This window comes from Williamsia sp. Y721, assembly GCF_059683565.1.
The window spans coordinates 1,587,453-1,609,045 of record NZ_JCASNH010000001.1 but is presented as its reverse complement, the minus strand read 5'-3'; the positions used below and the strand labels follow the sequence as shown (position 1 = coordinate 1,609,045).

Genomic DNA, 21,593 nt, shown 5'->3' with positions numbered 1-21,593 from the left:
ACATGGCTGCCAAAGGCGACGTCGAGCGCCTTCCTGACCCCGTTCCGACCGACGGGCGAAAGGTTCCCGGCGGCTGGTGGCCGCCACTCATGCTCGATCCGGGATGGATCACGCGCAATCACAAGGATTTTGACGTGTTCCACATCCATTTCGGTTTCGATGCCATCAACCCCGCCATCCTCGAAACAGTCATGCATGAGTTGAAGACGCATGACATCCCGCTGGTCTACACCGTTCACGACCTCCGCAACCCCCACCATCGGGAACCTGACGCACATACTGCACAACAGGATGTCCTGGTCAACGCTGCCGACGCGTTGATCACGCTGACCCCTGGTGCAGCCGAACATATTTCAAAGCGATGGAACCGCGAAGCCACCGTTTTGCCCCACCCGCACGTGCTCGACGGTCCCCGGATCGAGGCTCCCCGACATCCGTCGGAGGAGTTCGTCGTCGGACTCCACGCAAAGAGCCTGCGCGCCAACATGGATCCGTTGCCCGTCATGGAGGTGTTGGCGGAGACCGTGCGTGACCTGCCGAACGCACGATTGCAGATCAACCTCCACGACGAGATCTTCGACCCCGACAACCACTGGTATGCGCCTGACATGGGCCACCGAATACTCGACTACCGCGATCGGACGGGCGTCGAGGTCCGTGTCCACGAATACTTCTCTGATGACGAATTGTGGGACTACCTCCAATCATTGACGGTGTCGGTGCTGCCGTACCGATTCGGTACACACTCCGGCTGGCTCGAGGCCTGTCATGATCTGGGAACCGCCGTCATCGCCCCGAGTTGCGGCTTCTACGACCAGCAGCAGCCATGCGAGGTCTTCAGGTTCGACGAGCACGGTTTCGACGGCGGGACGCTTCGCACCGCTGTTGAGAATCTCCATGCCCGCTGGATCGGCGGGAACCCCCTGCCCCGTGCGACGTGGAGCAGGCGACAGGCGCAACGAACTGAATTGGCCGAGGCCCATCTGGCCTTGTATGAAGCAGTCCTGGCATGAATCCGTCCACGTTGCGAATCGCGCTGATCGCCTCGAACCGCTACCCGATCAGTCAGCCTTTCGCCGGCGGCCTCGAGGCCCATGTCTGGCACCTGGCCCGAGCGTTGTCGAGTCGGGGCCACGAAGTCGCACTCTTCGCCGCTCCGGGCTCCGATCGGGAGGCTCCGACCGAACAACTACGGGTCCGAGAACTGCACCTGAGTCCATCCGCACGTTCTGACCCGTCGATGCCTTCCGCCCATTTCATGGCCGACCATCACGCGTACCTGAACCTCATGATCGAACTCGCCCAGAACCGCCGATTCGACGTCATACACAATCACTGCCTGCACTATCTGCCGATCGCCATGGCGCCGACGTTGAGTACTCCGATGCTGTCCACGCTGCACACCCCGCCGACTCCCTGGTTGGAGTCGGCGATCGTCACCACCGGAGGTGACGGTGGCCAGTTCGTCGCAGTCAGCGAACACACGGCAGGCGCGTGGCGTCCGATCATCAGGGATGTCGATGTCGTCAGGAACGGTGTCGACCTCGACACCTGGCCAATGGGTCCCGGAGGTGACGAACTGATCTGGTTCGGCCGGATCACTCCCGAGAAGGGCCCGCACCTGGCCATCGAGGCCGCACGCAGAGCAGAGGTGCCGCTGGTGCTCGCCGGCCCCATCTCAGATGAACGCTACTTCCGGAACCTGGTCGAGCCGCAACTCGGCGGACCGATCCGGTACGCCGGACACCTGACCCAGCCGGCACTGGCGAAGCTGATCGGTCACTGCGCCGCCGCGTTGGTGACACCGCGGTGGGACGAACCGTATGGACTCGTCGTCGCGGAGTCGTTGGCCTGTGGGACACCGGTGGTCGCATTTGCCAGGGGCGGCGTCCCCGAGATCCTGAATTCGGCGGACTGCGGCGCACTGGTTCCTACGGACGATGTCATCGCCATGGCCGAAGCCATTCCCGCGGCTACCGCGCTGTGTCGCCAACGTGTCCGGGAGCATGCCCGCCGCCACTGCTCGGCCGACGGGATGGTGACCGCGTACATCAACCGGTATCGACGCATGATCTCGGCCGACCGAGGCCTCGGAGACACCGTGAAGCAGACGGCATGATCGGTTACTACATCCATCACCACGGACGCGGCCATCTGACCCGGGCCGGTGCCATCGCCGCACACATCGGACACGATGTCACCGCGCTGACCTCGATGACCTCCCCACCGGGTCCCGTGTACACCGACGTCGTGCAACTACCCCGGGACGACAACGATCCCTCGCCGATCAGTCCGACCGCAGGGGGACGCCTGCACTGGGCACCCCTGCACGATCCGGGCCTGGCCGAGCGCATGCACACGCTCGCCGACTGGATGCTCCACCGTCGACCGGCGGCGATCGTAGTGGACGTGTCAGTGGAGGTTGCTACTCTTGCAAGGCTTTTCGGCATTCCGGTCGTCGTCATCGCCATGCCTGGAGAGCGAACCGATCCGCCCCATGAACTCGTGTACGGTCTTGCCGATCACATCATCGCCGCCTGGCCCGGCGATCTGTACATCCCCACGTGGCTGACGCCACATGCGCACAAGACCACCTTCGTCGGTGGCGTGAGTCGGTTCGACGGTTGCCCGGTTCTGGAAACGCGCACCGACGACAGGCCCCTGGCATTGGTGCTCAGCGGAGCCGGTGGCTCAGATCTCACGATCGACACCGTCTCGAGGTGGGAGCAGTGCAACCCCAATTACCGTTGGCAGGCGTTGGGAGTCACCGGAACGACATGGATCGCGAACCCCTGGGCAACGCTGTCCGAGGCCGCGGTGGTGATCTCCGGCGCCGGCCAGAACACCGTCGCCGACATCGCCGCCGCGGGGCGTCCGGCCGTGATCGTTCCGCAGCCGCGTCCGTTCGACGAGCAGGACGCAACCGCCGGTGTCATCGAACGCAATGGTCTCGCCGTGGTGCGATCGTCGTGGCCAGAGGCGTATGAGTGGTCCGAAACATTGAAGGAGGCACGGCGTTTGGACTCCCGGCGATGGCAGCGTTGGCAGACCCGGGGCGCCGCGCAGCGAGCCGCTGTCGTCATCGACAGCGTCGCCGATCGGGCTGCCAGCGGGAAGAGCACCGGGTGAAGACCGCGATCATCACCCCGGTGTCAGGACGTGAACGCCATTTGCGCCGGCAGCTTGCCGCACTCGATCGCAGCGGTGTCAAACCTGACATCCATGTGGTGGTGGCGATGAACGACCCCTCGGTGACAGCCGTTGTCGCCGAACGTCGCTCGATTCACATCGAGCATGTCAGCGACTCCCGCAGTCGTCTGCCGATCGCCGCAGCGCGCAATGCCGGAGCTGCCACCGCGATGGCACTCGGCGCCGAACTCCTGATATTTCTCGACGTCGATTGCCTGCCCATCGACACCATGATCGAGCGCTACATCGCCGCGGCAATTCGACGTCCCACCGGCGCACTGTTCTGCGGGCCGGTCACATATCTGCCGCCGGCCGGACCCGAAGGCTATCGTCTCGATCGACTCGAATCGTGCATTGACCCCCACGCCGCCCGCCCTGATCCTGAGCCGGGTGCCCTGATCGAAACCGACGATCACGCCTTGTTCTGGTCGCTGTCTTTTGCCGTGACCCCCGCAACCTGGCACAGCATCGGCGGGTTCTTCACCGGCTACGTCGGGTACGGAGCAGAGGACACCGACTTCGCACAACTGGCTGCACGGCAAGGGCTTCCGCTGTGCTGGGTCGGTGGCGCGCACGCACTGCATCAACACCACCCCGTGTCCGATCCCCCCGTCGAACATCTCGACGACATACTGACCAACGGCGCTGTGTTCTATGACCGGTGGGGATGGTGGCCCATGCAGGGTTGGCTTGATGCGTTCCAAGAACTCGGACTCATCACGATGGACAACGGTGTGCCGGAACGGATCCGGGTGACGTGAGGCGTTAGCGCCGACCCGCTCGGCTCTGCCGGTAGGCAACCGTCCGGATCTTCGACAGCCAGGCCGGACCAGGACATACACCCTCGACGGTGTTGATCGTCGGGTCGAATCCGATGTCCGGGTGATCCGCTTCGTCCGAGGTGGCGGTCAGCGTCAGCTGCGCCAACGCCATGAACGGGCCTCGATGTTCTGCCTGTTCGATGTCGAAGACCATTCCGTCGCGGTCGATTCGTTCGGCCATGCGGTCCAGCGACATACCGACACCTGAGCCCAGACTCGCCGGCGCGAGTCGGGCACGCAGCCACCAATGCTTCGATTGGCAATCCAGCGGCTGAAGTGTCGTGAGGACCGCGTTGTCGATCGAACGTGCCGGAAAAGGGATCATCTTCGACCAGCCGCTGCCGCCGAGCGCACTGGCCAACAGCACGTCCCACGGCGTCGGGTCACCCTCGTGTGGATCCATGCGCATGGCCAGGCCGAGAACATCCGGCACCCCGCCCCGCGTGCCTATCCCCTTGGAAACGCGCGCAACCACATCGCCACTCTCAGCGGGCAAGCCCACGCCGACCGCGGCCATCCTCACCAGCGAGCCGACGGCAAGCACACCGTTCGGATGGAAGAGGCGAGCGCCACGAACTGCGGCACCCACCTTGATCGGGTACGCAGCCAGATCAGCTGGATTCATGGCGCTCCTGGCAGTCGGCTCCGGTTTCGCCGACTCAGTCGATCACACCGTCACTTGATCACGGCGTCGATGGTCTTCTTCAACGCAGACGGCTGGGCAGGTGAATGAGGTGCCTTCTTCTTCAGAGCGAGAAGTTGCTCACCGATCTCCTGCAGCTCTTTGCGTCCGAGGGTCTTTCGGACCTCCGGGAACCACTCGTCTTCCTCTTCCTCGATGTGGTGCTCCACTATTTCGATGAGGACCGTCGTCTTCGCGTCGAATCGTTCGTCCGAAGGTGTCATCCCAGCGAGTTCCATCACCAGCAAGTCCGCGACGTGATGCTCCTCGTACGATTCCAGGATGTCGTCCTCGACGTCGGGGACCGCTTTGCGCACCGCCGGATACATGCCCTCGTTCTCGATATAGGTGTGAACCGTCAATACCTCGATGATCTTGGAGACAATGTCCGACTTGGTCTTTGTCGCATTCGGACCGGCATTCCGGAAGTCGTTGAACAGCTTCTTGATTACCTTGTGATCCTCTTTGAGGATGACGATTGCATCTGTGGACATCAAAATCTCCTCGGGCGGGTAAGCGGTGGCATGGAGCCGATACCCGAGAGGATGCCCCTACTCGCTGCGCCCTAAACACCGAATACTGAAGTTGTTGCACGGTTGCGCAACTCGTTGACCATTGGCGAGTGCCACGCTTGCACTCATCAACCGGCGACTCCGGACTGACCGAGGTAGGCGCGTTCAATCCTGCCCACATCCTTTGAAAGCACCGCCGCATCGTCCTCCAGGTTCACCTGACCGTGGACCAGGACAACGGCACGGTCGGCGATCTCCAGCGCAAGCCGTACATGCTGTTCCACCAGCATCACCGCGGTCCGCTGGGTGGACGCGACATCACGTAGGACGGCCAGTATCGATTCGACCACGACGGGGGCCAACCCCATACTCAGCTCATCGATGAGCAGCACCTTGGGTCGCTGTACGAGCGCCCTGCCGATCGCAAGCATCTGTTGCTCGCCGCCTGAGAGCTGACCTGCCGCGAGGTTGAGACGAGGTTCAAGCGCTGGAAAGAACTGCAGCACTTCATCGATGGATGCGCGCGCCGATCGTCCACGTTCCCGAATGGCAAGACGGAGATTCTTCTCGACCGACAGCTTCTTGAACAATGCGCGATCGTCGGGCACCAGGACCATTCCCCCGCGCACCGCGGCGCGCGGATTCCCGGATCCGAGTTCGTCACCGGCCAACAGCACCGAGCCGCCGAGTCTGGGAAGCAATCCGGCCAACGTCATCAGCAGCGTCGTCTTGCCCGCACCGTTCGGCCCGAGAAGAGCAACGATCTCCCCTTCAGCGAGCACGAGATCGAGACCACGCACACACGGACTCGATCGAACGTAGCCGGCATTCAGATCGTGACAGGACAGGACGCTCATGTTGACACCTCATCCGTTGCGGCGGAGCCCACGGCCTCCGCCGAGTCATCGGGTTGCCTGGCAGGAGAACCGAGGTACGCGCGAATCACCGCGTCGTCAGACCTGATCTCGTCGGGCGTTCCAGTGGCGATCACCCCGCCGAGGTCGAGCACGATGACACGGTCGCAGATGCTGAGTACCAGTTCCATGTCGTGATCGACAAGGAGCATCGTCGAACCCATCGAGCGAGCCGCCTGCAATCGCTCGCCCAGCCACCTGCTCTCGGTGGTGTCGAGCCCCGCAGCGGGCTCGTCCAACAGGGCAACAACCGGTCTGCCTGCGAGCACTCGGGCCACCGACACCAACTGCCGCCTGCCCTGGGAAAGGTCAGCTGCCGCAACGTCCGCCAGGTGTTCGATCTGCAACAACCGCAACACCGCGCCGACGGTCTCTGACGTTTCACCGCCACTCCGGACCGCTCCGACCGTCACGTTCTCCGCGACCGAGAGTTCGTCATACAGTTCCAGGTCCTGGAAGGTGCGGCCCAATCCGAGGCGGCTACGACGGTGAGGTGCCAACCCCTCGATCTGATTGCCGTTCAATATGACTCGACCGCGAGAATCGGCAAATCCACTGATCGCGTCGATGAGCGTGGTCTTGCCTGCACCGTTGGGCCCGATCAAGCCGACGATCTCACCGGACCGTAGATCAAAGCTGACGTCGTCGACGGCGCGCACAGGACCGTAGTGAACACTCACACCCTGGACCGTCAGGACCACGTCGTCGCCGATATGGCCTTGGGGCGCAAGGGCAACCTCCTTGTCGACCACTGACGAGTCATCCGTTTTCGGCTGCGTCGCTCGACCTGCCAATCCGGGGATCCGGATCCGGTGCAGGTAGCCGGCAAGTCCATCCGGCGTGGTCACCACGACGACCACCAGCAGGATCCCACTCGAGAGCATGTAGTAGTCACCGAAATGCAGATACCGGTCGGAGACGTAGAACATGAGACCGCCGGGCGCCAGGATTCCGGCAAGGAGACCGCCGGACACCGAGGTCACTCCAGCCACGTAGAAGACGGCAAACAGGCCGATGCCGGCGAATACACCGAAACTGCCGGCGGTGGCCAGGGTTTGCTGATAGCCCAGGAGCGCACCACCGAGACCGGCCACAAAGGATGCGATCGCGAACGCAACAAGCTTCGTCATCCCGACGTTGATTCCCGCAGCCGCCGCTGACCGTTCGTTCGCACGGACAGCGAGCATCGAAGCACCGAGACCGCTGCGCCGCAGACTCGCAACCCCAAGTGCAACCAGTGCGAGGAAGACCAGACAAACGATTCCGAATGCCAGCCTCGGATAACCTTCACCGGCCCCGATCCCGAGGTCGATGCCGAACAGAGTCGGTGGCTCGATCGCTGCGCCCTGCATACCGCCGTTGAAGGTCGGGTTACGAAACCAGAAGGCCTCCAGGAAGACCGCAAGCGCGAGGGTCGCCACCATCAAAGGCAGACCGCGGACCCGGAGCGCAGGCAGTCCGACCGCGACTCCGATACCCATCGCGACCAGCGCCGCAAGGACCGGAGCGATGGGAAAAGGGATGTCCAGATCTGTGGTGAACCGGGTCAGGCTGTAGGCACCGACACCGGCAAGGGTGAGCTGCGCCAGCGACACCTGGCCGGCATACCCGGTGATCACCACCTGAGAGAGCGCGATGACAGCGAAGATCATCGAGCAGACCACCGCCAACCGAATGCTCCCCGACGTCAGGAGCAAGGCGAGCATCCCGGCTCCCAGACCGGCTACGGTTCCCAGCAGCAGTCGGCGTGGACGGGGCGATCGTCCGAGATCCTGACGGGTCACCGCACCCCGTCCCGGAAGCGGCTGCCCACGAACGAGCAGGAAAATCATAATCAGCAGCAACGGAACGGCTTCGGCCACGCCCGCCTGAGGGAACCAGTCGATCGTCGCCTGCAGATTGGTGGCCTCGGATTGCACCATCCCGATCACCAGCCCCGCGCCAACGGTCAGTGCGACACTCGAAAAATTGCCAACCAGTGCGGCGGCGAGGGCGGGAACGATGAACATCGAATAGGCAACCGGATTGAGCGGGACTATCGGTGCGATGACCACGCCACCGACGGCAGCGACCGCTGAGGACAGGGCCCAGTTGCTCACTGCGATCCGGTCCGGAGACAGACCGGTGACCAGCGCACCCTTTTCCGACTCGGCCGCGGCCTCCGTCTCGAGCCCAAAACGGGTGTAGCGCAGAACAAGACCGGCGCACACGGCCAAGGACACAACCACAACGGCCAACCACAGCCGATCGGTCGGGACCACGGTGTCGCCGATCGAAATGGTGTCGAGTTCGAAGATGGGTCCCACGGTCGGCGTATTGGTACCCACTCGCAACGCGATCAGTGCCTGGATCACCAGCATCAGGCCGATGGACGCGACCGCTTTTGCCAGAGCCGGTGCGGCGCGCATCTGGCGAAACACGATGAGGTAGAGGATGACTCCCAAGATTGCCGCGATGACAACGGACAGCGCCATCGCGGGGATCACGCCCCACTCAGCGCCGAGATCGATCCTCGCGGGCAGACCCGGAATCGGGTTGAGGAGTTCACCCTTTCGTAGGAAGGCGTAGGTGTACGCCGCGTAGAGGGCCACCGCGCCGGTGGCGAAGTTGACCACTCCGGAACTCTTGAAGGTCATCACGAGCGCGAGCCCCAGAGCGGCAAAAACGGCCCCGTTACCCAGGCCCAGAAGAAGAAACGAGAAGTGCTGTGTCATCAAGTGTCCTCGACCGGGGGCCGCAAACGAGACGCGACCCCCGGTCCGTTAGATCTAGCCGTTGTTGACTGCGACGGTGTTGGTGAACGCCCCGTCACCGGTGACGTCACTGACGAGAATTGCCTTGCTGCACAGTGCACGAAGCGGTGGGAACGCCTTGCCATCACAGGTGAAGGTCAAACCCGGTGCCGCGGGGAACGGTACGTCCTTGGCCGAGGCCAACGCCGTCGTGAACTGCTCGGGCGTGACCGGACCGGTGAGCGACTTGCCGACCTCACCCATCGACATGACGACCTGGTACCCGGTGTAACCGATACCTGCGGGATCGGTATCGGGGGCGTATTTCGCCATGACATCCTTGTAGAGCTTCACCGAAGGATCATCGGAGCTCAGGTTGACGGTGGTGAATGCCTTGGCACCGGTGATCGCCTCCATACCAACGCTATCGGTCACGCTTTTGTCGATGCACGTGGCAATCAGGTACTTCTGCACCGTCGGCGCCACCGTCTGCAAGGCTTTGAGAGACGTGATGCACTGCGATGAGTCGCCGAGAATCGTGACGGCGTCGGGCTTGTTCTGCAGGCCGGCGGTGATCTGGGGCGTGGGATCGGCCGTCCCGGTCGGGATGGTGACGACGTTCAGTTCGATGCCCGCCCGCTTGAACAGTGGGTCACCGAGCGCCTTCACCGACGCTGCCGCGTCGCCGCTGTCGCCGACGAAAACGGTGAACTTCTTCACGCCTTCCTGGGCGGCAACTGTTGCCTGGCCGGTCATCACCGCGATGATCCCGCCCGAGAGCATGAACGAACCGGGCGAGACCATTTCCACCTGCGAGACCGGAGCCTGAGCAACATACGGGATACCCGCGCCGGTGATGATCGGCAACATCACCGCACCCTGCGCACCCAGTGGCGTGACCACTGCGGCAACCTTCTGCTCGACCATCTCGTTCGCGCATTTCGTCGCCGACGCCGGCTCCTCCTGCTGCTTGCAGACGACGAGATCAACCTTGTGTCCGCCGATACCGCCACCGTTGTTGTTCAGGTACTCCGCTGCAGCCTCACCACCCTCACGAACCATGGGCAGATTGACGGTCCCGCCTTCCGGCGCGATGAAACCGAGTTTGATCGGATCACCCTCCGGCACATTCGATGGCAGTGAAACGCCCGCCGCATCCGCGTTGGTAGACCCGGATGACGAGTCGCTACAGCCCGAGACCAGCCCGAGTAGTAGTAACGAGGCCGCACCGTAAAGCGCGGCGTTACGGACCGTGTGCCGTCGTGCCTGTGTTGTTTTCAAGTGGGGTCCCTTCAGAGAATAGAACGCAGCTGACCAGGGCAATCCGGAGTCGGCGAGAAATCGAACGGCCAATGATAGGGGCGACCATACGAGGTCTCGGCAAGACTGTAACGCGTTACAGAACACGGAAATCGCGATTCGGCCAAACCGGACCAACTCCGATCGCAGCGGCATCATTGCGCCCTGTCGGCGAACCAGGGAGGTGCTATCTTTTTGACGTCGCGGGTCTTTCGTCAGCGCTCACTCGCGCCGATCAAAGATGGCCGGGCGTCGGGATGCGGTCCCTCTGCCCGAGGTTCTGGACACATCGACGACCAGCGCGCGAACGAGAGAGAAGGATGGCTACGGCGAAGTCCAGGAAGGCAGCAGGGATCCGCCGACCACGAGGATCGATCTCAGCAGAGGAGATCATCGCCGGGGCATTCGAGGTCGCCAACAAGAAGTCGTTGAGTCAACTCAGCATGGCTTCGCTCGCCAAGCACCTCGACGTCGGCGTCGCCAGCATGTACTGGTACTTCCGCAAGAAAGAAGACCTCCTCGACGCGATGACCGAACAGGCGAGCGAGGAGTACCACGCCGCAACACCTTCGGTCAGGGCCGACAATTGGCAGGACGCCCTGCGCAAGCACTTCCGGAAGATGCATCAGACATTCCAGAATCAACCGGTGTTGATCGAGTTGTTTCTTCTGCGTGCCAGGACGGGCCAATTGAGTCCGGTGTCGATCCGCGCGACCGCAACCAAACTCGACGCGATGATCACCGAGATGGTGGACGCCGGATTCACCCCATCTGAGGCACTCGAGGTGTATCTGTCGTTGTTGGCACATGTGTGCGGCGCAGCAATGATCGAACACCACGGGGTCTTCTCCGGCGACGGGGGCGGTGGGCCGCGCAGTGGCACCAACAGCGCATTGACCGCGCCGCTGTTCCAAGAGCTTTCAGAAAAGGGCCGCCGCATCGACGACGTCGAAGAGACGACCTTCGACTTCACATTCGAAGCGATTCTCGAGCATGCCCAGAAAATGATCGCGGACTGAGCGCGAGCCGGGCACCATCAATGAATGCCGCTCTTCACAATGAGTGGTCCGACAATTCTCTCGCAGTTCACCACACACGTTTGAGCAAAGTCTCTGGCGGGTAAACGCAGCCATGACACGACGCCTTGGCGTTGCCATCACCACCGTTGCGGTCGCGGTTGCAGCATCGACAATCCCCTTTGGCGCGAGCACGGCGTCTGCGACACCGACCGTAGCGTGCGGACAACCGTTGTCGAACACCGACATTCGTCGGATAATCGAACTCTCCGACACTGCGGATCGACGCGAGGCGACACCGCTGGCCAAATTGGACGGCGCGATTGCCGACCTCGCGTCCATCACCGAGATCTTGGTCGAACGCGGCGACCGTCGTGGATTGTTCGCGGTGGGTCTGTACAGCGTGGAGCGTGATGCCGTCGCGCCGCTTCAGCACACCAAGAATGCCTTCGAACATCCCGCGTGGGCTCCGGTGATCAGTTTGGCATTACTCAACCGTTTCCTCGATGCCCTGCACGCGGAGTTCAACGACGCACCAGTGCCACCTCAGTGGGAGCGCTACTTCGACTTCGCTCGTGACTGCAGCGCCTCCCCGGCGCGGACGGCCATGGTCGGCTACAACGCTCACCTGACGGTGGACCTCGCTTACGCAGTTGCTGACGCAAGATCGACTCCGGCACAGGCCCGCGACTACTTCACGATCGTCGACACCATCGCGATCCACGGCGACTCCATCGTCAATGACACCACCGCGGCCTATGGGTCGGCAGCAGATCTAGGTCCCCTGTTCCGCTTCTACTTCGTCGGCGAGGGGCTCGATCGTCTAGTCGGGGCAGGCGTGGCAACTGACGCGATGCTGCGTGCTGCCGACGTCGGCTACAACGTGTTGACGTTCACCAACGGGTTGGGCCTGCAGAATCCGGCAACAGCCCCTGAAACGCGCAACAACATCACAGCGCTATGGCAGAGCGCGGACAACGCCTTCACCGCGCTGACAGAGCTGGATCTACTCTGATCACCGGTTTCACAACCCACCATCGCGGGTACCTGTGGACATGGCCAGCACACGCGACGACAAAACGTTCGCATCCTCGACACCCGACCCGGACGATCCGCGCAAACCCGAGTCGCCGACAGACCTGACAAAGCCGTCTTTCTTCTATGTCTTACGCAAGGTGATTCGCGAGTTCTCAAAGGACCAATGCACGGACCTCGCCGCTGCACTCACCTACTACGCCGTGCTCTCACTGTTCCCCGCCCTCCTCGCCCTCGTCTCACTCCTGGGCATCTTCGGACAGGGCCAGAAGACGGTCGACTCCGTCATGCAGATGATCGATGACCTCGGACCGTCATCGGCGGTGGACACGTTGCGCGGACCGGTCGAGCAACTGGTCGATGCACCGTCCGCCGGCTTTGCACTGGTCATCGGTCTACTCGGTGCTCTGTGGTCGGCATCGGGGTACGTCGGCGCCTTTGGCCGGGCGATGAATCGGATGTACGAGGTCGAAGAAGGGCGTCCGATCTGGAAGCTGCGACCTCAAATACTGCTCATCACTCTCGTGGCGTTGCTGATGGCGGCAGCCGTCGGGTTGATGCTCGCAGTCAGCGGTCCCGTTGCCTCGTCGATCGGTGACGTCATCGGACTCGGGGACACGGCTCTGACGATCTGGAACATCGCTCGCTGGCCCGTTGTCCTGCTGTTCGTGGTGCTGACGGTTGCGATCCTCTATTACGCCACCCCGAATGTGAAACAGCCGAAGTTCCGGTGGATCAGCGTGGGGGCCGCCATCGCCATCGTCACCTGGATCGTCGCATCGGTGCTCTTCGCCCTCTACGTTTCGAACTTCGGTAGCTACAACAAGACCTACGGCGCACTCGCCGGCGTGATCATCTTCTTACTGTGGCTGTGGATCACCAATCTGGCGCTATTGTTCGGGGCCGAGTTCGACGCCGAACTCGAGCGCGGCAGGCAACTGCAGGCGGGCCTGGCAGCCGAAGAATCAATCCAGCTGCCGCCTCGCGACACCACCGTGTCCGACAAGAACGCCGAAACCGACGCGAAGTTCGTCGAGCGCGGCAGACACCTTCGGGCCACCCACGGTGACGAGGGAAGCGCCAAACCCTGACACCGAAGCTGGTGCGCGGGTGCACAACTCGCCAAAATTGTGTCTTGTCACTCGTGCCCGTCGAGTGCTAAAAATAGAGGGCACAGTGATTTGGTCGCCCGCCAGGGTGGCGGGCCGCGAAGATGTAGGAGGTGGGTTGCTGTGCTTCGATTTGATCCTTTCAGCGATGTCGATGCATTGACCCGTGGGCTGTTGGGGAATCAGGCAACAGGGTCGCCGCGAACTCCACGATTCATGCCGATGGATCTCTGCAAGATCGACGACCATTACTTGTTGACCGCCGATCTCCCCGGCGTCGACCCGGGCTCGATCGATGTCAGCGTCGACAACGGTGTCTTGACCGTTTCGGCGCAACGTTCCGCCAGTTCCGGAGGCGCACAATGGTTGACGAACGAACGATTCTTCGGAAGCTACCGTCGCCAACTGTCCCTGGGTGAGGGTATCGACCCGGCAGGAATCAGTGCACACTACGACAACGGCGTCCTGTCGGTCACGATTCCGGTTGCAGAAAAGGCCAAACCGCGGCGGATCGAGATCGGTCACTCGGATTCTCGAAAGTCCATCGAAGCCAGGTCCTCCGGCTGAGTCCTCGTCTTGCACTACACAGTTCGCCTGTCCTGAACTCTCCGGGCGAACTAAGTACTGACAAGTTCAACTGAGAGGAGACGACGTGAATCCAACCGACCAAGCGGTCGTGTGGCCTGATCCCAGCCCTCTGGAGAACTGGTGGGTCAGCGTGATGACCACCGACGAGTAAACCCAGTTCACATCCCTTCGCGCGCGGTGCCGCCCGGACACTCCCCAGTGCCGGGCGGCACAGCCATTCTCTGGCCAATTCGACGCCACCCGGTAGGTGACGACCTCTTCGGGGTACTCCCCGAGTGGAACCCGGATCGACTGCGTCAGGAGATGCCATGGATGGCGAGATGAGTGTTCCGACGTTCGGCGTCGAGGAAGAGTTGTTGCTCGTGGACGCCGACACCGGCGCGCCATTCATGGAGAGCACCGCCGTGAGCCACGTCGCGAAATCGCTCGGACTCGATCTCGACCTGGAACTGACGCCATGCCAAATCGAAACCGCAACACCCGTTCTGGATACATCAGCCGAACTGCGACAACACATTCTGAGCAGCCGCCGAACTGCCGCGACGGCGGCGCGGGAGATGAGCGGACGGGTACTCGCTTGTGGCGTTCCACCCGTTGTCGGTGACATCACCCCGGTCTCCCGAACCGCTCGTTACCAGCGTCTCGCCGAGAACTTCGGACTGCTGGCCCGGGAACAGGGCGTGTGCGGGTGCCACGTTCACGTGGAGGTACCGCACCGCGGTGAAGGTATCGCGGTGATCAACCGGCTGCGGCGCTGGTTACCGGTGTTGGCGGCGCTGACCGCAAACTCCGCGCTGCACAACTCAGCCGATAGCGGTTACAGCAGCTGGCGGACCGTGCTGTGGTCCAGATGGCCCACTGCCGGCGTGCCGCCACACTTCGAGTCCGAAAAGGACTACGACAACGCGGTTGCCCGGATGCGCGCTGTCGGCGCAGCGTTGGACACCGGAATGATCTACTGGGACATCCGTTACTCCGACAAGTTCGACACACTGGAGCTCCGCGTGTCCGACGTCCCGGCCACAACCGATGAGACCGTTCTGTACGCGGCCCTTGTCCGGGCGTTGGTGATGACCGAGCTCGACCATCTCCGGCGCAATGAGGCCGGTCTTCCCGACATCGACACCGACACCCTGCGGCTTGCCAAGTGGCGCGCCACCCGAGACGGGACCACGGGCATGCTCCCGGATCCGTTGAGCGGCAACATGGTCGGGAGCCGAACCGCGGTCGACCAGTTGGTCGAGTACACCTCGCCCGCCCTGGATGTCGTCGGCGACGGTGACATGGTCGCCAACGCGATCAAAAGAGTTTTCTCCTCCGGCAATGGTGCCGTGCACCAACGCCGGGTGTATCGCCGCGATGGCCTCGGCGCTGTCGTCGATCACATCGCCGCGCGTACGATCGCAGACAGGCTATAGCTCTCCGTAGACAAGCCCTTCGAGGCCGGAGGTAGACCAGATGCACGCATGGCGAGTGAGAAACCCGGGACCTGTCGAAGATTCGCCGATCGAGTGGGTGGACGAACCTCGGCCGATCCCGAACTCCGGTGAACTCCTACTCGCGGTCGAGGCGTGTGGGGTCTGCCGAACCGATCTCCATGTCGCCGAAGGCGATCTCCCCGTGCACCGCCGCGGCGTTGTCCCCGGTCACGAAATCGTCGGCCGCGTGGTGGAGATTGCTCCCGACACCACAACCGAGTTTCAGGTCGGCGAGCTGGTCGGCGTCCCATGGCTCCGATACACGTGCGGAATATGCAACTATTGCCGCCGGGGTTCTGAGAATCTTTGTCTGAGTTCGCTGTACACCGGGTGGGACCGCGACGGTGGTTATGCCGACTACGTGGTTGCACCTGCCGACTACGCCCTCGCACTCCCGACGGGCTATACCGCCACACAACTGGCGCCGCTGTTGTGTGCCGGCATCATCGGCTTCCGGGCATTGAAACGCGCCGCACTGCCGCCGGGTGGACGTCTTGGCCTGTACGGTTTCGGCGGCAGCGCCCACCTGGTGGCGCAAGTCGCGCTTCACCTCGGCGCAACCCTGCATGTGATGACACGCGGTCAGGAGGCACGGAATCTCGCTCTCGAACTCGGTGCCGCCTCAGCCCAGGGCGCCTATGACCCACCACCGGAACCACTCGACGCCGCAATCGTGTTCGCCCCCGTCGGCGACATGGTGCCCACCGCCCTCGAAGCCCTCGACCGCGGTGGAACACTGTCGTTGGCCGGCATTCACATGAGTGACACACCAGCTCTCAACTATCAGCGACATCTCTTCCACGAGAAGAACATTCACAGCGTCGAAGCCAACACGCGGGCCGACGCACGCGAGTTCCTCAACTTCGCCGACGAATACGAACTACAGATCGAAACGACCGAATATCCACTCACCGAGGCGCACACCGCGCTACGCGACCTGAAGGCCGGACGATTCGCCGGCGCCGCCGTCCTACGACCCTCACCTCAACAAGACTGAAAACAGCGGCCCTCCCACAAGACGGCACCGCATTTCACCGAGCCGTGGGCACAATCAGCACCGGGGTCTGCACGGTGTGCAGCACCGCTTGACTGGTGGAACCGACAAGCATCGTCGGCAACCCGCCACCACCACGGCTTCCCATCACGATCAACTGCGCCTGATCGGCTTCGCGCACCAGGTGACGTACCGGGCGGTCCCGGACCGTTTCCCGACGAATACGCACATCCGGGAACTGCTCCTGCCAACCGGCGAGGCTCTCGCCGAGCACCACGTCGTCGAGCGGGTCGGCGGGCATCTTCGGATCAGCGAATCCACCCGAGTTGGCGTGAGCGGGATCGAAATCGATCAGGGCATGAACCGCAACCAATTCGACGCCGCGGACCGACGCCTCGGCCAGCGCGTGGGCCAGCGCCGGCTCGCTGTGCTCGGTGCCGTCGAGCCCGACCACCACCGGCAACACAGACGGTCGGGCCGTGTGGTCACCCGACTTCACCACGGCGATCGGGCACCGGGCATGCGTGACGATGTGCGTGCTGACCGATCCGATGAGCCCGCCGGTGAACTCACCCAGTCCTCGTGAGCCGACCACGAGCATCACCTGCTGCTCCCCGAGCTTCAGCATCACGTCTGCCGCTTCGCCCACCTCGATCGCGGTGTTGACCTTGAGATCTCCGGCACCAGCGGCCTGCCGCGCCGCCTCGGCTGCCACTTCCAGTGTCGCCTCGGTCTTACGCCGAAGAAGTCTGGACCGGTCCGACCTCAGATTGATCGCATCGGCCAGGCTGGGCAATCGATCTCGCATCACCGTGACGATGGTCAAGGGCACTCCCCGGAGCGCAGCGTCGTAAGCGGCCCAGCGCACCGCCTCGAGCGAATGCTCCGATCCGTCAACACCAACGATGATTCGCTGAACCTGCGACATGGCAGCACCTTTCAGGCGAGCACATGTGTGACTCGCACGTGTGTATCGTGTGTCGTCTTCCCAGTGTCTGTGGTCGAGGCCCCAAAGCCAAGTGTCGTTGGTCCTTCACTGCGAGAACTCGCCGGGCCGATGCGGCGCGAGCACATCGGAATCCCCAGGGACTACGGTCGAATACATCGCGCGGACCGGACTCGGACGCCGGCTGATTTTGTCGAAGGGTCAGGAGGTCTGATGTCGGATACGGTCATTCGCATCGGACCCGTGCTCGTGGTTGCGATAGCCCTGTTGGCCGTCACCGCCGTACTCGTGGCCTATGCGGGACGAACCCGACTGCACTGGCCAATTGCCCGAGCGTCAGTTCGCGCAACGGTTCAACTGGGTGTGCTGGCACTCGTTCTGGGACTGCTGGTACGCAATCTGTGGGCGTCGGCCGGGTTCGTTCTCTTGATGGCGATCATCGCGGCATGGACTGCCGCCGGCCGGGTCACCGGTCACCGCCCCACCCTTCGCGAGATCTGGCAGACCTTGCTTCCGGTGGCGGCGATGACGATCGTCGTGGTCGGCACGCTGGTGCTGGTGGGGGTCCTGCCGGCGTCGGGTTTGGCCGTGATTCCGAGCGCGGGCATCATGATCGGTGGCGCGATGAACACCACGTCGTTGACCGGGCGCCGGGCGGCAGACGAGTTGAAGGCTCGTCACGGCGAAGTCGAAGCGGCACTGTCCCTGGGATTCTCCACATATGACGCGCGGATGGAGATCTGCCGCACGGCAGCGGCGACCGCACTCGTGCCTGCCATCGACCAGACCCGAACTGTCGGGTTGGTCACGATTCCGGGGGCGTTTGTCGGCATGGTGCTCGGTGGGGCGTCCCCGGCCGATTCCGCGGTCATGCAACTGTTCGTACTGATTTCGTTGCTCGCGGTGTGCTCGACCGCACTTGTTCTGACCACCGAACTCGTCGCACTCGGCAAGCTCTTCGATATCAATTCTCGGCTCCACCAAGAATTCTCACAGAGCAGACGTTGAGTTCGGCTGTGCGCTTTGGCAGTCCGATCAGCGTTGATGCCGGATGCGCCCGCGACCGATTCGAAACCGAGCCCAGCAGATCGCGAAACGGGGCGGACGTGCAACGATAGCTCGATGACGGATCGAGAAGTGTTGACATGGGAGCTGTTCGGCCATGCGAGCCGCGAACTGGCCCAAACGATTGCCGACTCCGGCTATGTACCCGAAGTTGTCCTCGGAATCGCACGCGGCGGTCTGCTTCCGGCCGGGGCGCTGGCCTACACCCTTGATTGCAAGGCACTGTTCACGATGAACGTCGAGTTCTACACGGGCGTGGGCACCACGCTGGACAGTCCGGTGATCCTGCCGCCGATCCTCGATGCCACCGAACTCGACGGACTGAGCGTCCTCGTGGTCGACGACGTCGCCGACAGCGGAAGAACCCTTGAACTGGTCCACAGCTTCTGTCGCGACCACGCGTCCGAGGTCCGCACAGCGGTGCTGTACGAGAAGCCGGCATCGGTGATCCGCGCCGACTACACCTGGCGATACACCGACAAGTGGATCAATTTCCCTTGGTCAACGATGCCACCCATCACGCCGAGGTAGGTCAGACCAGCGCTGCGACCGCGTCGATGTCGAGATCGTCGATCCCTGCGATGACCATCGCAGCCGGTTCGAGAGCATCGTCGGCGGGTGGATACTCGGGACGCGGTGCGGCGATCAGCACCAGTCCGGCGGCGGATGCCGAGCGCATACCGTTCGACGAGTCCTCGATGGCGGCGCAGGCAGCGGGCTCGGCGTCGAGCGCTTTCACCGCATGGAGATAGACGTCCGGCGCAGGTTTGCCCCGATCGAGTTCTTCCGTGGAGACCGTGACCGCGAAGAGATCCGTCCATCCCGCGGTGTCCAGGACCGCATCGATCAACCTGCGCGGCGACGAACTCGCGAGCCCCAGTCGCCACCGGCCGGCACATCGGCGGACCGCCTCATCGGCGCCCGCAAGCACCGGCAGGTGCTCTTCGTATCGCGCAACCATCTGGTCGATGACAATCTGCGCCACCTCGGCCGGCGGCTTTCCCACCCCGAGATCGGCGCTGAGGTAGGCAGCCCATTCCGGGGTGCTCATCCCCATCAACGCCGTTTGCGCTTCCGGAAGCCACGTCCCGCCGTATTCGGCGACCACCTCCCGCCGGACCTGTTCCCAGATCGGCTCGGAGTCGATCAGCACACCGTCCATGTCAAAAACCACTGCTTCGATCACCGGTCCATCATCTCCTGATCGTCAAGAGATGCGCAGGGCGGGCGACACACCGTGGCCCGTGGTCACCCGAGATCGACAACGCCCTGCCGGGGTTCAGCGGAGTACAGGTCGACGATCGTATCGGCGTATTTGTTCGCAATCGGCTTGCGCCGCAACTTCATCGTCGGGGTCAATTCGTCACCACCGGGATCCCACGCCGATGGCACCACCACAAACCGCTTGACCTGTTCAACCCGCGACAACTTCGCGTTTCCGGCCTTGACCGCTGCAGTGACCTCTTCGTTGATCGCCGGATGGGCGGCCAGATCCGAGATCTGTGCACCCGGGATTCCCAGTGATTTCGCCCGCAGGGCGGCCACGTCCGGATCGAGCACCACCAGCGCGGTGATGTACGGCTTGTCATCGCCGACCGCAACAACCTGGCTCACCAGCGACGAGAAGGCCTTCACTGCGTTCTCGATGGCACTGGGAGACATGTTCTTTCCCGCCTCGTTGATGATCAGTTCTTTCTTGCGATCAACGATGGTCAGGTTCCCGTCGGCATCGATTGTGCCCACATCACCGGTCGCCAACCAACCATCTGCATCGATCGTGGCGGCGGTTTTTTCCGGATTGTTGCGGTAGCCCCGCATCACAATCGGAGCCCGCACGAGGACCTCACCGTCATCGGCGATCTTGAGCTCCACTCCCCCGACGGGCCTGCCCACCGACCCCACCTTGAGGTTGTCGACCGAAGTTTTGGTGGCCGCACCGGTGGTCTCGCTCAAACCCCAGACCTCTGCGACCGGAATACCCAGTCCCACAAAGAATTCGATCACTTCGACCGGTATCGAGGCGGCTCCTGACATGGCAACCTTGAGTTCGTCCAGCCCGAGTGCCGCCCGCACTTTGGACAGGACCAGCTTGTCCGCGAGCTGATATTGCGCGTCCAGTAACCGACCCCGCGGACGCCCGGACAAGTCAGCCCGTGCCGCCTTGGCGGCGACGTCCAATGCCCAGGCCGCCAGCTTCGACTTGACCGGACTTGTCTCCTCGGCGATCTTGCCCTCGATCCCGGCCTTGATCTTCTGCCACACCCGCGGCACACCGAAAAAGACGGTCGGACGCACATCCGGTAAAGCAGAGGCGAACTCCCGAGGGTCGACAACCGACGTTATCTGCACGCCGCGCAACAGATTTGACCCATGCGTCGACACCCTGTCCGCAATATGCGCCGCGGGCAGATACGAGATGATCCGATCATCGAATCCCGCATCGATGTCGTCTGTCACCGACGCGGCGGCCGCGATCACATTGCGATGGGTGATCTCGACACCTTTGGGCGGACCGGTGGTACCCGAGGTGTAGATCAACGTGACCAGATCATCGGGTTCGGTTGCGCGCCAGGAAGCCTGGAAATCGAACGTCTCATCGGGCTGCGCTTCGACCTCGCGCAGTTCGATTGCCCCCTCGGCCGGACCATCGACGGTGATGATGTGCTCCAGTTCCACACCGGACTGTTTCACAACCGGCAGAAACGCCCGTTCGGTGATCACGATCCGGGTGGCGGCATCGGTGAACAGGTATGCCAGTTGTTCGGGAGCACTGGTGTTGTACACCGAGAACGGAACCGCCCCCAGGTGTGTGATCGCGGTGTCGACCAGATGGAACTCCGGCCGGTTCGCCAGCATCAGGCCGACGGTGTCACCGCGTTTGACTCCCAGCCGCGCCAGTCCCAGCGCTATCGCTTCGACCCGCTCGGCATATTCGCGCCAGGTGATCTCCTGTATCCCCCCCGGCGTGCGCAACGCCACCCGGTCGGGATGCATCTTGGCCGTTTCCTGAAAGGCTTCGACTGTGGTGCGGACAGCGGCCCCCGACTCGTGCTGGAAGACGGTGTCTGTGGTGTTCTCGTTCATCTGAACTCCTTGACGGTCCGGTCGACCGGACAGCTGACCCGGCACCGCATCCCCCGCGATGCCGTATCGGACAAGCCTGTACCAAAAACCTAGCCCCGACGACTCGTCGATACTGCCGGTTTCGGGTTA

At 62.9% G+C, this 21,593-nt stretch carries 20 protein-coding genes; 12 read left to right on the top strand and 8 right to left on the bottom strand.

Features of this window, described 5'->3' with window-relative positions; genetic code table 11:
• Nucleotides 1-2: 2 nt before the first annotated feature.
• From AC56PL_RS07165 to AC56PL_RS07150, 4 genes are read left to right on the top strand one after another with little or no spacing between them, the layout of a single operon-like run.
• A complete protein-coding gene (locus AC56PL_RS07165; RefSeq protein WP_497153351.1) occupies nt 3-1,013 on the top strand; it encodes a glycosyltransferase family protein in 1,011 nt (336 codons plus the stop codon).
• Nucleotides 1,010-2,119 carry a glycosyltransferase gene (locus AC56PL_RS07160; RefSeq protein ID WP_495515642.1) on the top strand — a complete coding sequence of 370 codons (1,110 nt, stop codon included), beginning with the start codon at nt 1,010-1,012 and terminating at the stop codon, nt 2,117-2,119. Before AC56PL_RS07165 ends, AC56PL_RS07160 begins: the two co-directional genes overlap by 4 nt.
• Nucleotides 2,116-3,129 (top strand): glycosyltransferase, encoded by a 1,014-nt coding sequence (locus AC56PL_RS07155; RefSeq protein WP_497153350.1) that lies wholly within the window; start codon nt 2,116-2,118, stop codon nt 3,127-3,129. The genes AC56PL_RS07160 and AC56PL_RS07155 overlap by 4 nt, the downstream gene beginning before the upstream one ends.
• Nucleotides 3,126-3,950 (top strand): glycosyltransferase family 2 protein, encoded by an 825-nt coding sequence (locus AC56PL_RS07150; RefSeq protein ID WP_497153349.1) that lies wholly within the window; start codon nt 3,126-3,128, stop codon nt 3,948-3,950. Before AC56PL_RS07155 ends, AC56PL_RS07150 begins: the two co-directional genes overlap by 4 nt.
• Nucleotides 3,951-3,954: 4 nt before the next feature.
• On the opposite strand, the gene AC56PL_RS07145 is transcribed toward AC56PL_RS07150, so the two are convergent.
• The 5 genes from AC56PL_RS07145 to AC56PL_RS07125 form a co-directional block, all read right to left on the bottom strand.
• Entirely contained in the window at nt 3,955-4,635 is a 681-nt protein-coding gene (locus AC56PL_RS07145; protein ID WP_497153348.1) for a phosphodiesterase, read from the bottom strand.
• 50 nt (nt 4,636-4,685) lie between these two features.
• Nucleotides 4,686-5,186, bottom strand: a complete 501-nt coding sequence (locus tag AC56PL_RS07140; protein WP_497153347.1) for a hemerythrin domain-containing protein — start codon at nt 5,184-5,186, stop codon at nt 4,686-4,688.
• A gap of 146 nt (nt 5,187-5,332) precedes the next feature.
• A complete protein-coding gene (locus tag AC56PL_RS07135) occupies nt 5,333-6,061 on the bottom strand; it encodes an ABC transporter ATP-binding protein (protein WP_497153346.1) in 729 nt (242 codons plus the stop codon).
• Nucleotides 6,058-8,832, bottom strand: a complete 2,775-nt coding sequence (locus tag AC56PL_RS07130) for an ABC transporter permease subunit (RefSeq protein WP_497153345.1) — start codon at nt 8,830-8,832, stop codon at nt 6,058-6,060. The genes AC56PL_RS07135 and AC56PL_RS07130 overlap by 4 nt, the downstream gene beginning before the upstream one ends.
• Nucleotides 8,833-8,886: 54 nt before the next feature.
• Entirely contained in the window at nt 8,887-10,131 is a 1,245-nt protein-coding gene (locus AC56PL_RS07125) for an ABC transporter substrate-binding protein (RefSeq protein WP_495515635.1), read from the bottom strand.
• A gap of 338 nt (nt 10,132-10,469) precedes the next feature.
• Here AC56PL_RS07125 and AC56PL_RS07120 point away from each other — a divergent pair, with 338 nt between their 5' ends.
• The 6 genes from AC56PL_RS07120 to AC56PL_RS07095 all read left to right on the top strand — a co-directional run bounded on the left by AC56PL_RS07120 (nt 10,470) and on the right by AC56PL_RS07095 (nt 16,372).
• The gene (locus tag AC56PL_RS07120; protein WP_495515634.1) at nt 10,470-11,168 is read left to right on the top strand and encodes a TetR family transcriptional regulator; all 699 of its coding nucleotides are present in this window, start codon (nt 10,470-10,472) and stop codon (nt 11,166-11,168) included.
• 112 nt (nt 11,169-11,280) lie between these two features.
• Nucleotides 11,281-12,180, top strand: coding sequence for a DUF5995 family protein (locus AC56PL_RS07115; protein ID WP_497153344.1), 900 nt, complete (start codon nt 11,281-11,283; stop codon nt 12,178-12,180).
• A 40-nt stretch (nt 12,181-12,220) separates the two neighbouring features.
• Entirely contained in the window at nt 12,221-13,291 is a 1,071-nt protein-coding gene (locus tag AC56PL_RS07110; protein ID WP_497153343.1) for a YihY/virulence factor BrkB family protein, read from the top strand.
• A gap of 141 nt (nt 13,292-13,432) precedes the next feature.
• On the top strand, nt 13,433-13,876 hold the full coding sequence (locus AC56PL_RS07105; protein WP_497153342.1) for an Hsp20/alpha crystallin family protein: 444 nt from the start codon (nt 13,433-13,435) through the stop codon (nt 13,874-13,876).
• A gap of 341 nt (nt 13,877-14,217) precedes the next feature.
• Nucleotides 14,218-15,315 carry a carboxylate-amine ligase gene (locus AC56PL_RS07100; RefSeq protein ID WP_497153341.1) on the top strand — a complete coding sequence of 366 codons (1,098 nt, stop codon included), beginning with the start codon at nt 14,218-14,220 and terminating at the stop codon, nt 15,313-15,315.
• A gap of 40 nt (nt 15,316-15,355) precedes the next feature.
• Entirely contained in the window at nt 15,356-16,372 is a 1,017-nt protein-coding gene (locus tag AC56PL_RS07095; RefSeq protein ID WP_497153340.1) for a zinc-binding alcohol dehydrogenase family protein, read from the top strand.
• A 34-nt stretch (nt 16,373-16,406) separates the two neighbouring features.
• Here the strand turns inward: AC56PL_RS07095 and AC56PL_RS07090 are convergent, their stop codons facing one another.
• Nucleotides 16,407-17,297 carry a universal stress protein gene (locus AC56PL_RS07090; RefSeq protein WP_497153339.1) on the bottom strand — a complete coding sequence of 297 codons (891 nt, stop codon included), beginning with the start codon at nt 17,295-17,297 and terminating at the stop codon, nt 16,407-16,409.
• A 231-nt stretch (nt 17,298-17,528) separates the two neighbouring features.
• Between AC56PL_RS07090 and AC56PL_RS07085 the strand changes: the two genes are divergently transcribed.
• Nucleotides 17,529-18,323 carry an ABC transporter permease gene (locus tag AC56PL_RS07085; RefSeq protein WP_497153338.1) on the top strand — a complete coding sequence of 265 codons (795 nt, stop codon included), beginning with the start codon at nt 17,529-17,531 and terminating at the stop codon, nt 18,321-18,323.
• A 114-nt stretch (nt 18,324-18,437) separates the two neighbouring features.
• Nucleotides 18,438-18,911 carry a phosphoribosyltransferase family protein gene (locus tag AC56PL_RS07080; protein ID WP_495515626.1) on the top strand — a complete coding sequence of 158 codons (474 nt, stop codon included), beginning with the start codon at nt 18,438-18,440 and terminating at the stop codon, nt 18,909-18,911.
• Nucleotide 18,912: 1 nt separating this feature from the next.
• Here AC56PL_RS07080 and AC56PL_RS07075 read toward each other — a convergent pair whose 3' ends face one another.
• Both AC56PL_RS07075 and AC56PL_RS07070 read right to left on the bottom strand, forming a co-directional pair.
• The gene (locus AC56PL_RS07075) at nt 18,913-19,566 is read right to left on the bottom strand and encodes an HAD family hydrolase (RefSeq protein ID WP_497153337.1); all 654 of its coding nucleotides are present in this window, start codon (nt 19,564-19,566) and stop codon (nt 18,913-18,915) included.
• Between the two features lie 62 nt (nt 19,567-19,628).
• Nucleotides 19,629-21,464: an AMP-dependent synthetase/ligase gene (locus AC56PL_RS07070; protein WP_497153336.1), complete on the bottom strand. Its 1,836-nt coding sequence runs from the start codon at nt 21,462-21,464 to the stop codon at nt 19,629-19,631.
• Nucleotides 21,465-21,593: the final 129 nt, after the last annotated feature.

What these genes read in the sequence shown, in the direction of transcription:
- AC56PL_RS07165 (WP_497153351.1), top strand. Translation starts at nt 3, where the DNA reads ATGGCTGCCAAAGGCGACGTCGAGCGCCTTCCTGACCCCGTTCCGACC.
- AC56PL_RS07160 (WP_495515642.1), top strand. Translation starts at nt 1,010, where the DNA reads ATGAATCCGTCCACGTTGCGAATCGCGCTGATCGCCTCGAACCGCTAC.
- AC56PL_RS07155 (WP_497153350.1), top strand. Translation starts at nt 2,116, where the DNA reads ATGATCGGTTACTACATCCATCACCACGGACGCGGCCATCTGACCCGG.
- AC56PL_RS07145 (WP_497153348.1), bottom strand. Translation starts at nt 4,635, where the DNA reads ATGAATCCAGCTGATCTGGCTGCGTACCCGATCAAGGTGGGTGCCGCA.
- AC56PL_RS07140 (WP_497153347.1), bottom strand. Translation starts at nt 5,186, where the DNA reads ATGTCCACAGATGCAATCGTCATCCTCAAAGAGGATCACAAGGTAATC.
- AC56PL_RS07135 (WP_497153346.1), bottom strand. Translation starts at nt 6,061, where the DNA reads ATGAGCGTCCTGTCCTGTCACGATCTGAATGCCGGCTACGTTCGATCG.
- AC56PL_RS07130 (WP_497153345.1), bottom strand. Translation starts at nt 8,832, where the DNA reads ATGACACAGCACTTCTCGTTTCTTCTTCTGGGCCTGGGTAACGGGGCC.
- AC56PL_RS07120 (WP_495515634.1), top strand. Translation starts at nt 10,470, where the DNA reads ATGGCTACGGCGAAGTCCAGGAAGGCAGCAGGGATCCGCCGACCACGA.
- AC56PL_RS07115 (WP_497153344.1), top strand. Translation starts at nt 11,281, where the DNA reads ATGACACGACGCCTTGGCGTTGCCATCACCACCGTTGCGGTCGCGGTT.
- AC56PL_RS07110 (WP_497153343.1), top strand. Translation starts at nt 12,221, where the DNA reads ATGGCCAGCACACGCGACGACAAAACGTTCGCATCCTCGACACCCGAC.
- AC56PL_RS07100 (WP_497153341.1), top strand. Translation starts at nt 14,218, where the DNA reads ATGAGTGTTCCGACGTTCGGCGTCGAGGAAGAGTTGTTGCTCGTGGAC.
- AC56PL_RS07095 (WP_497153340.1), top strand. Translation starts at nt 15,356, where the DNA reads ATGCACGCATGGCGAGTGAGAAACCCGGGACCTGTCGAAGATTCGCCG.
- AC56PL_RS07090 (WP_497153339.1), bottom strand. Translation starts at nt 17,297, where the DNA reads ATGTCGCAGGTTCAGCGAATCATCGTTGGTGTTGACGGATCGGAGCAT.
- AC56PL_RS07085 (WP_497153338.1), top strand. Translation starts at nt 17,529, where the DNA reads ATGTCGGATACGGTCATTCGCATCGGACCCGTGCTCGTGGTTGCGATA.
- AC56PL_RS07080 (WP_495515626.1), top strand. Translation starts at nt 18,438, where the DNA reads ATGACGGATCGAGAAGTGTTGACATGGGAGCTGTTCGGCCATGCGAGC.
- AC56PL_RS07070 (WP_497153336.1), bottom strand. Translation starts at nt 21,464, where the DNA reads ATGAACGAGAACACCACAGACACCGTCTTCCAGCACGAGTCGGGGGCC.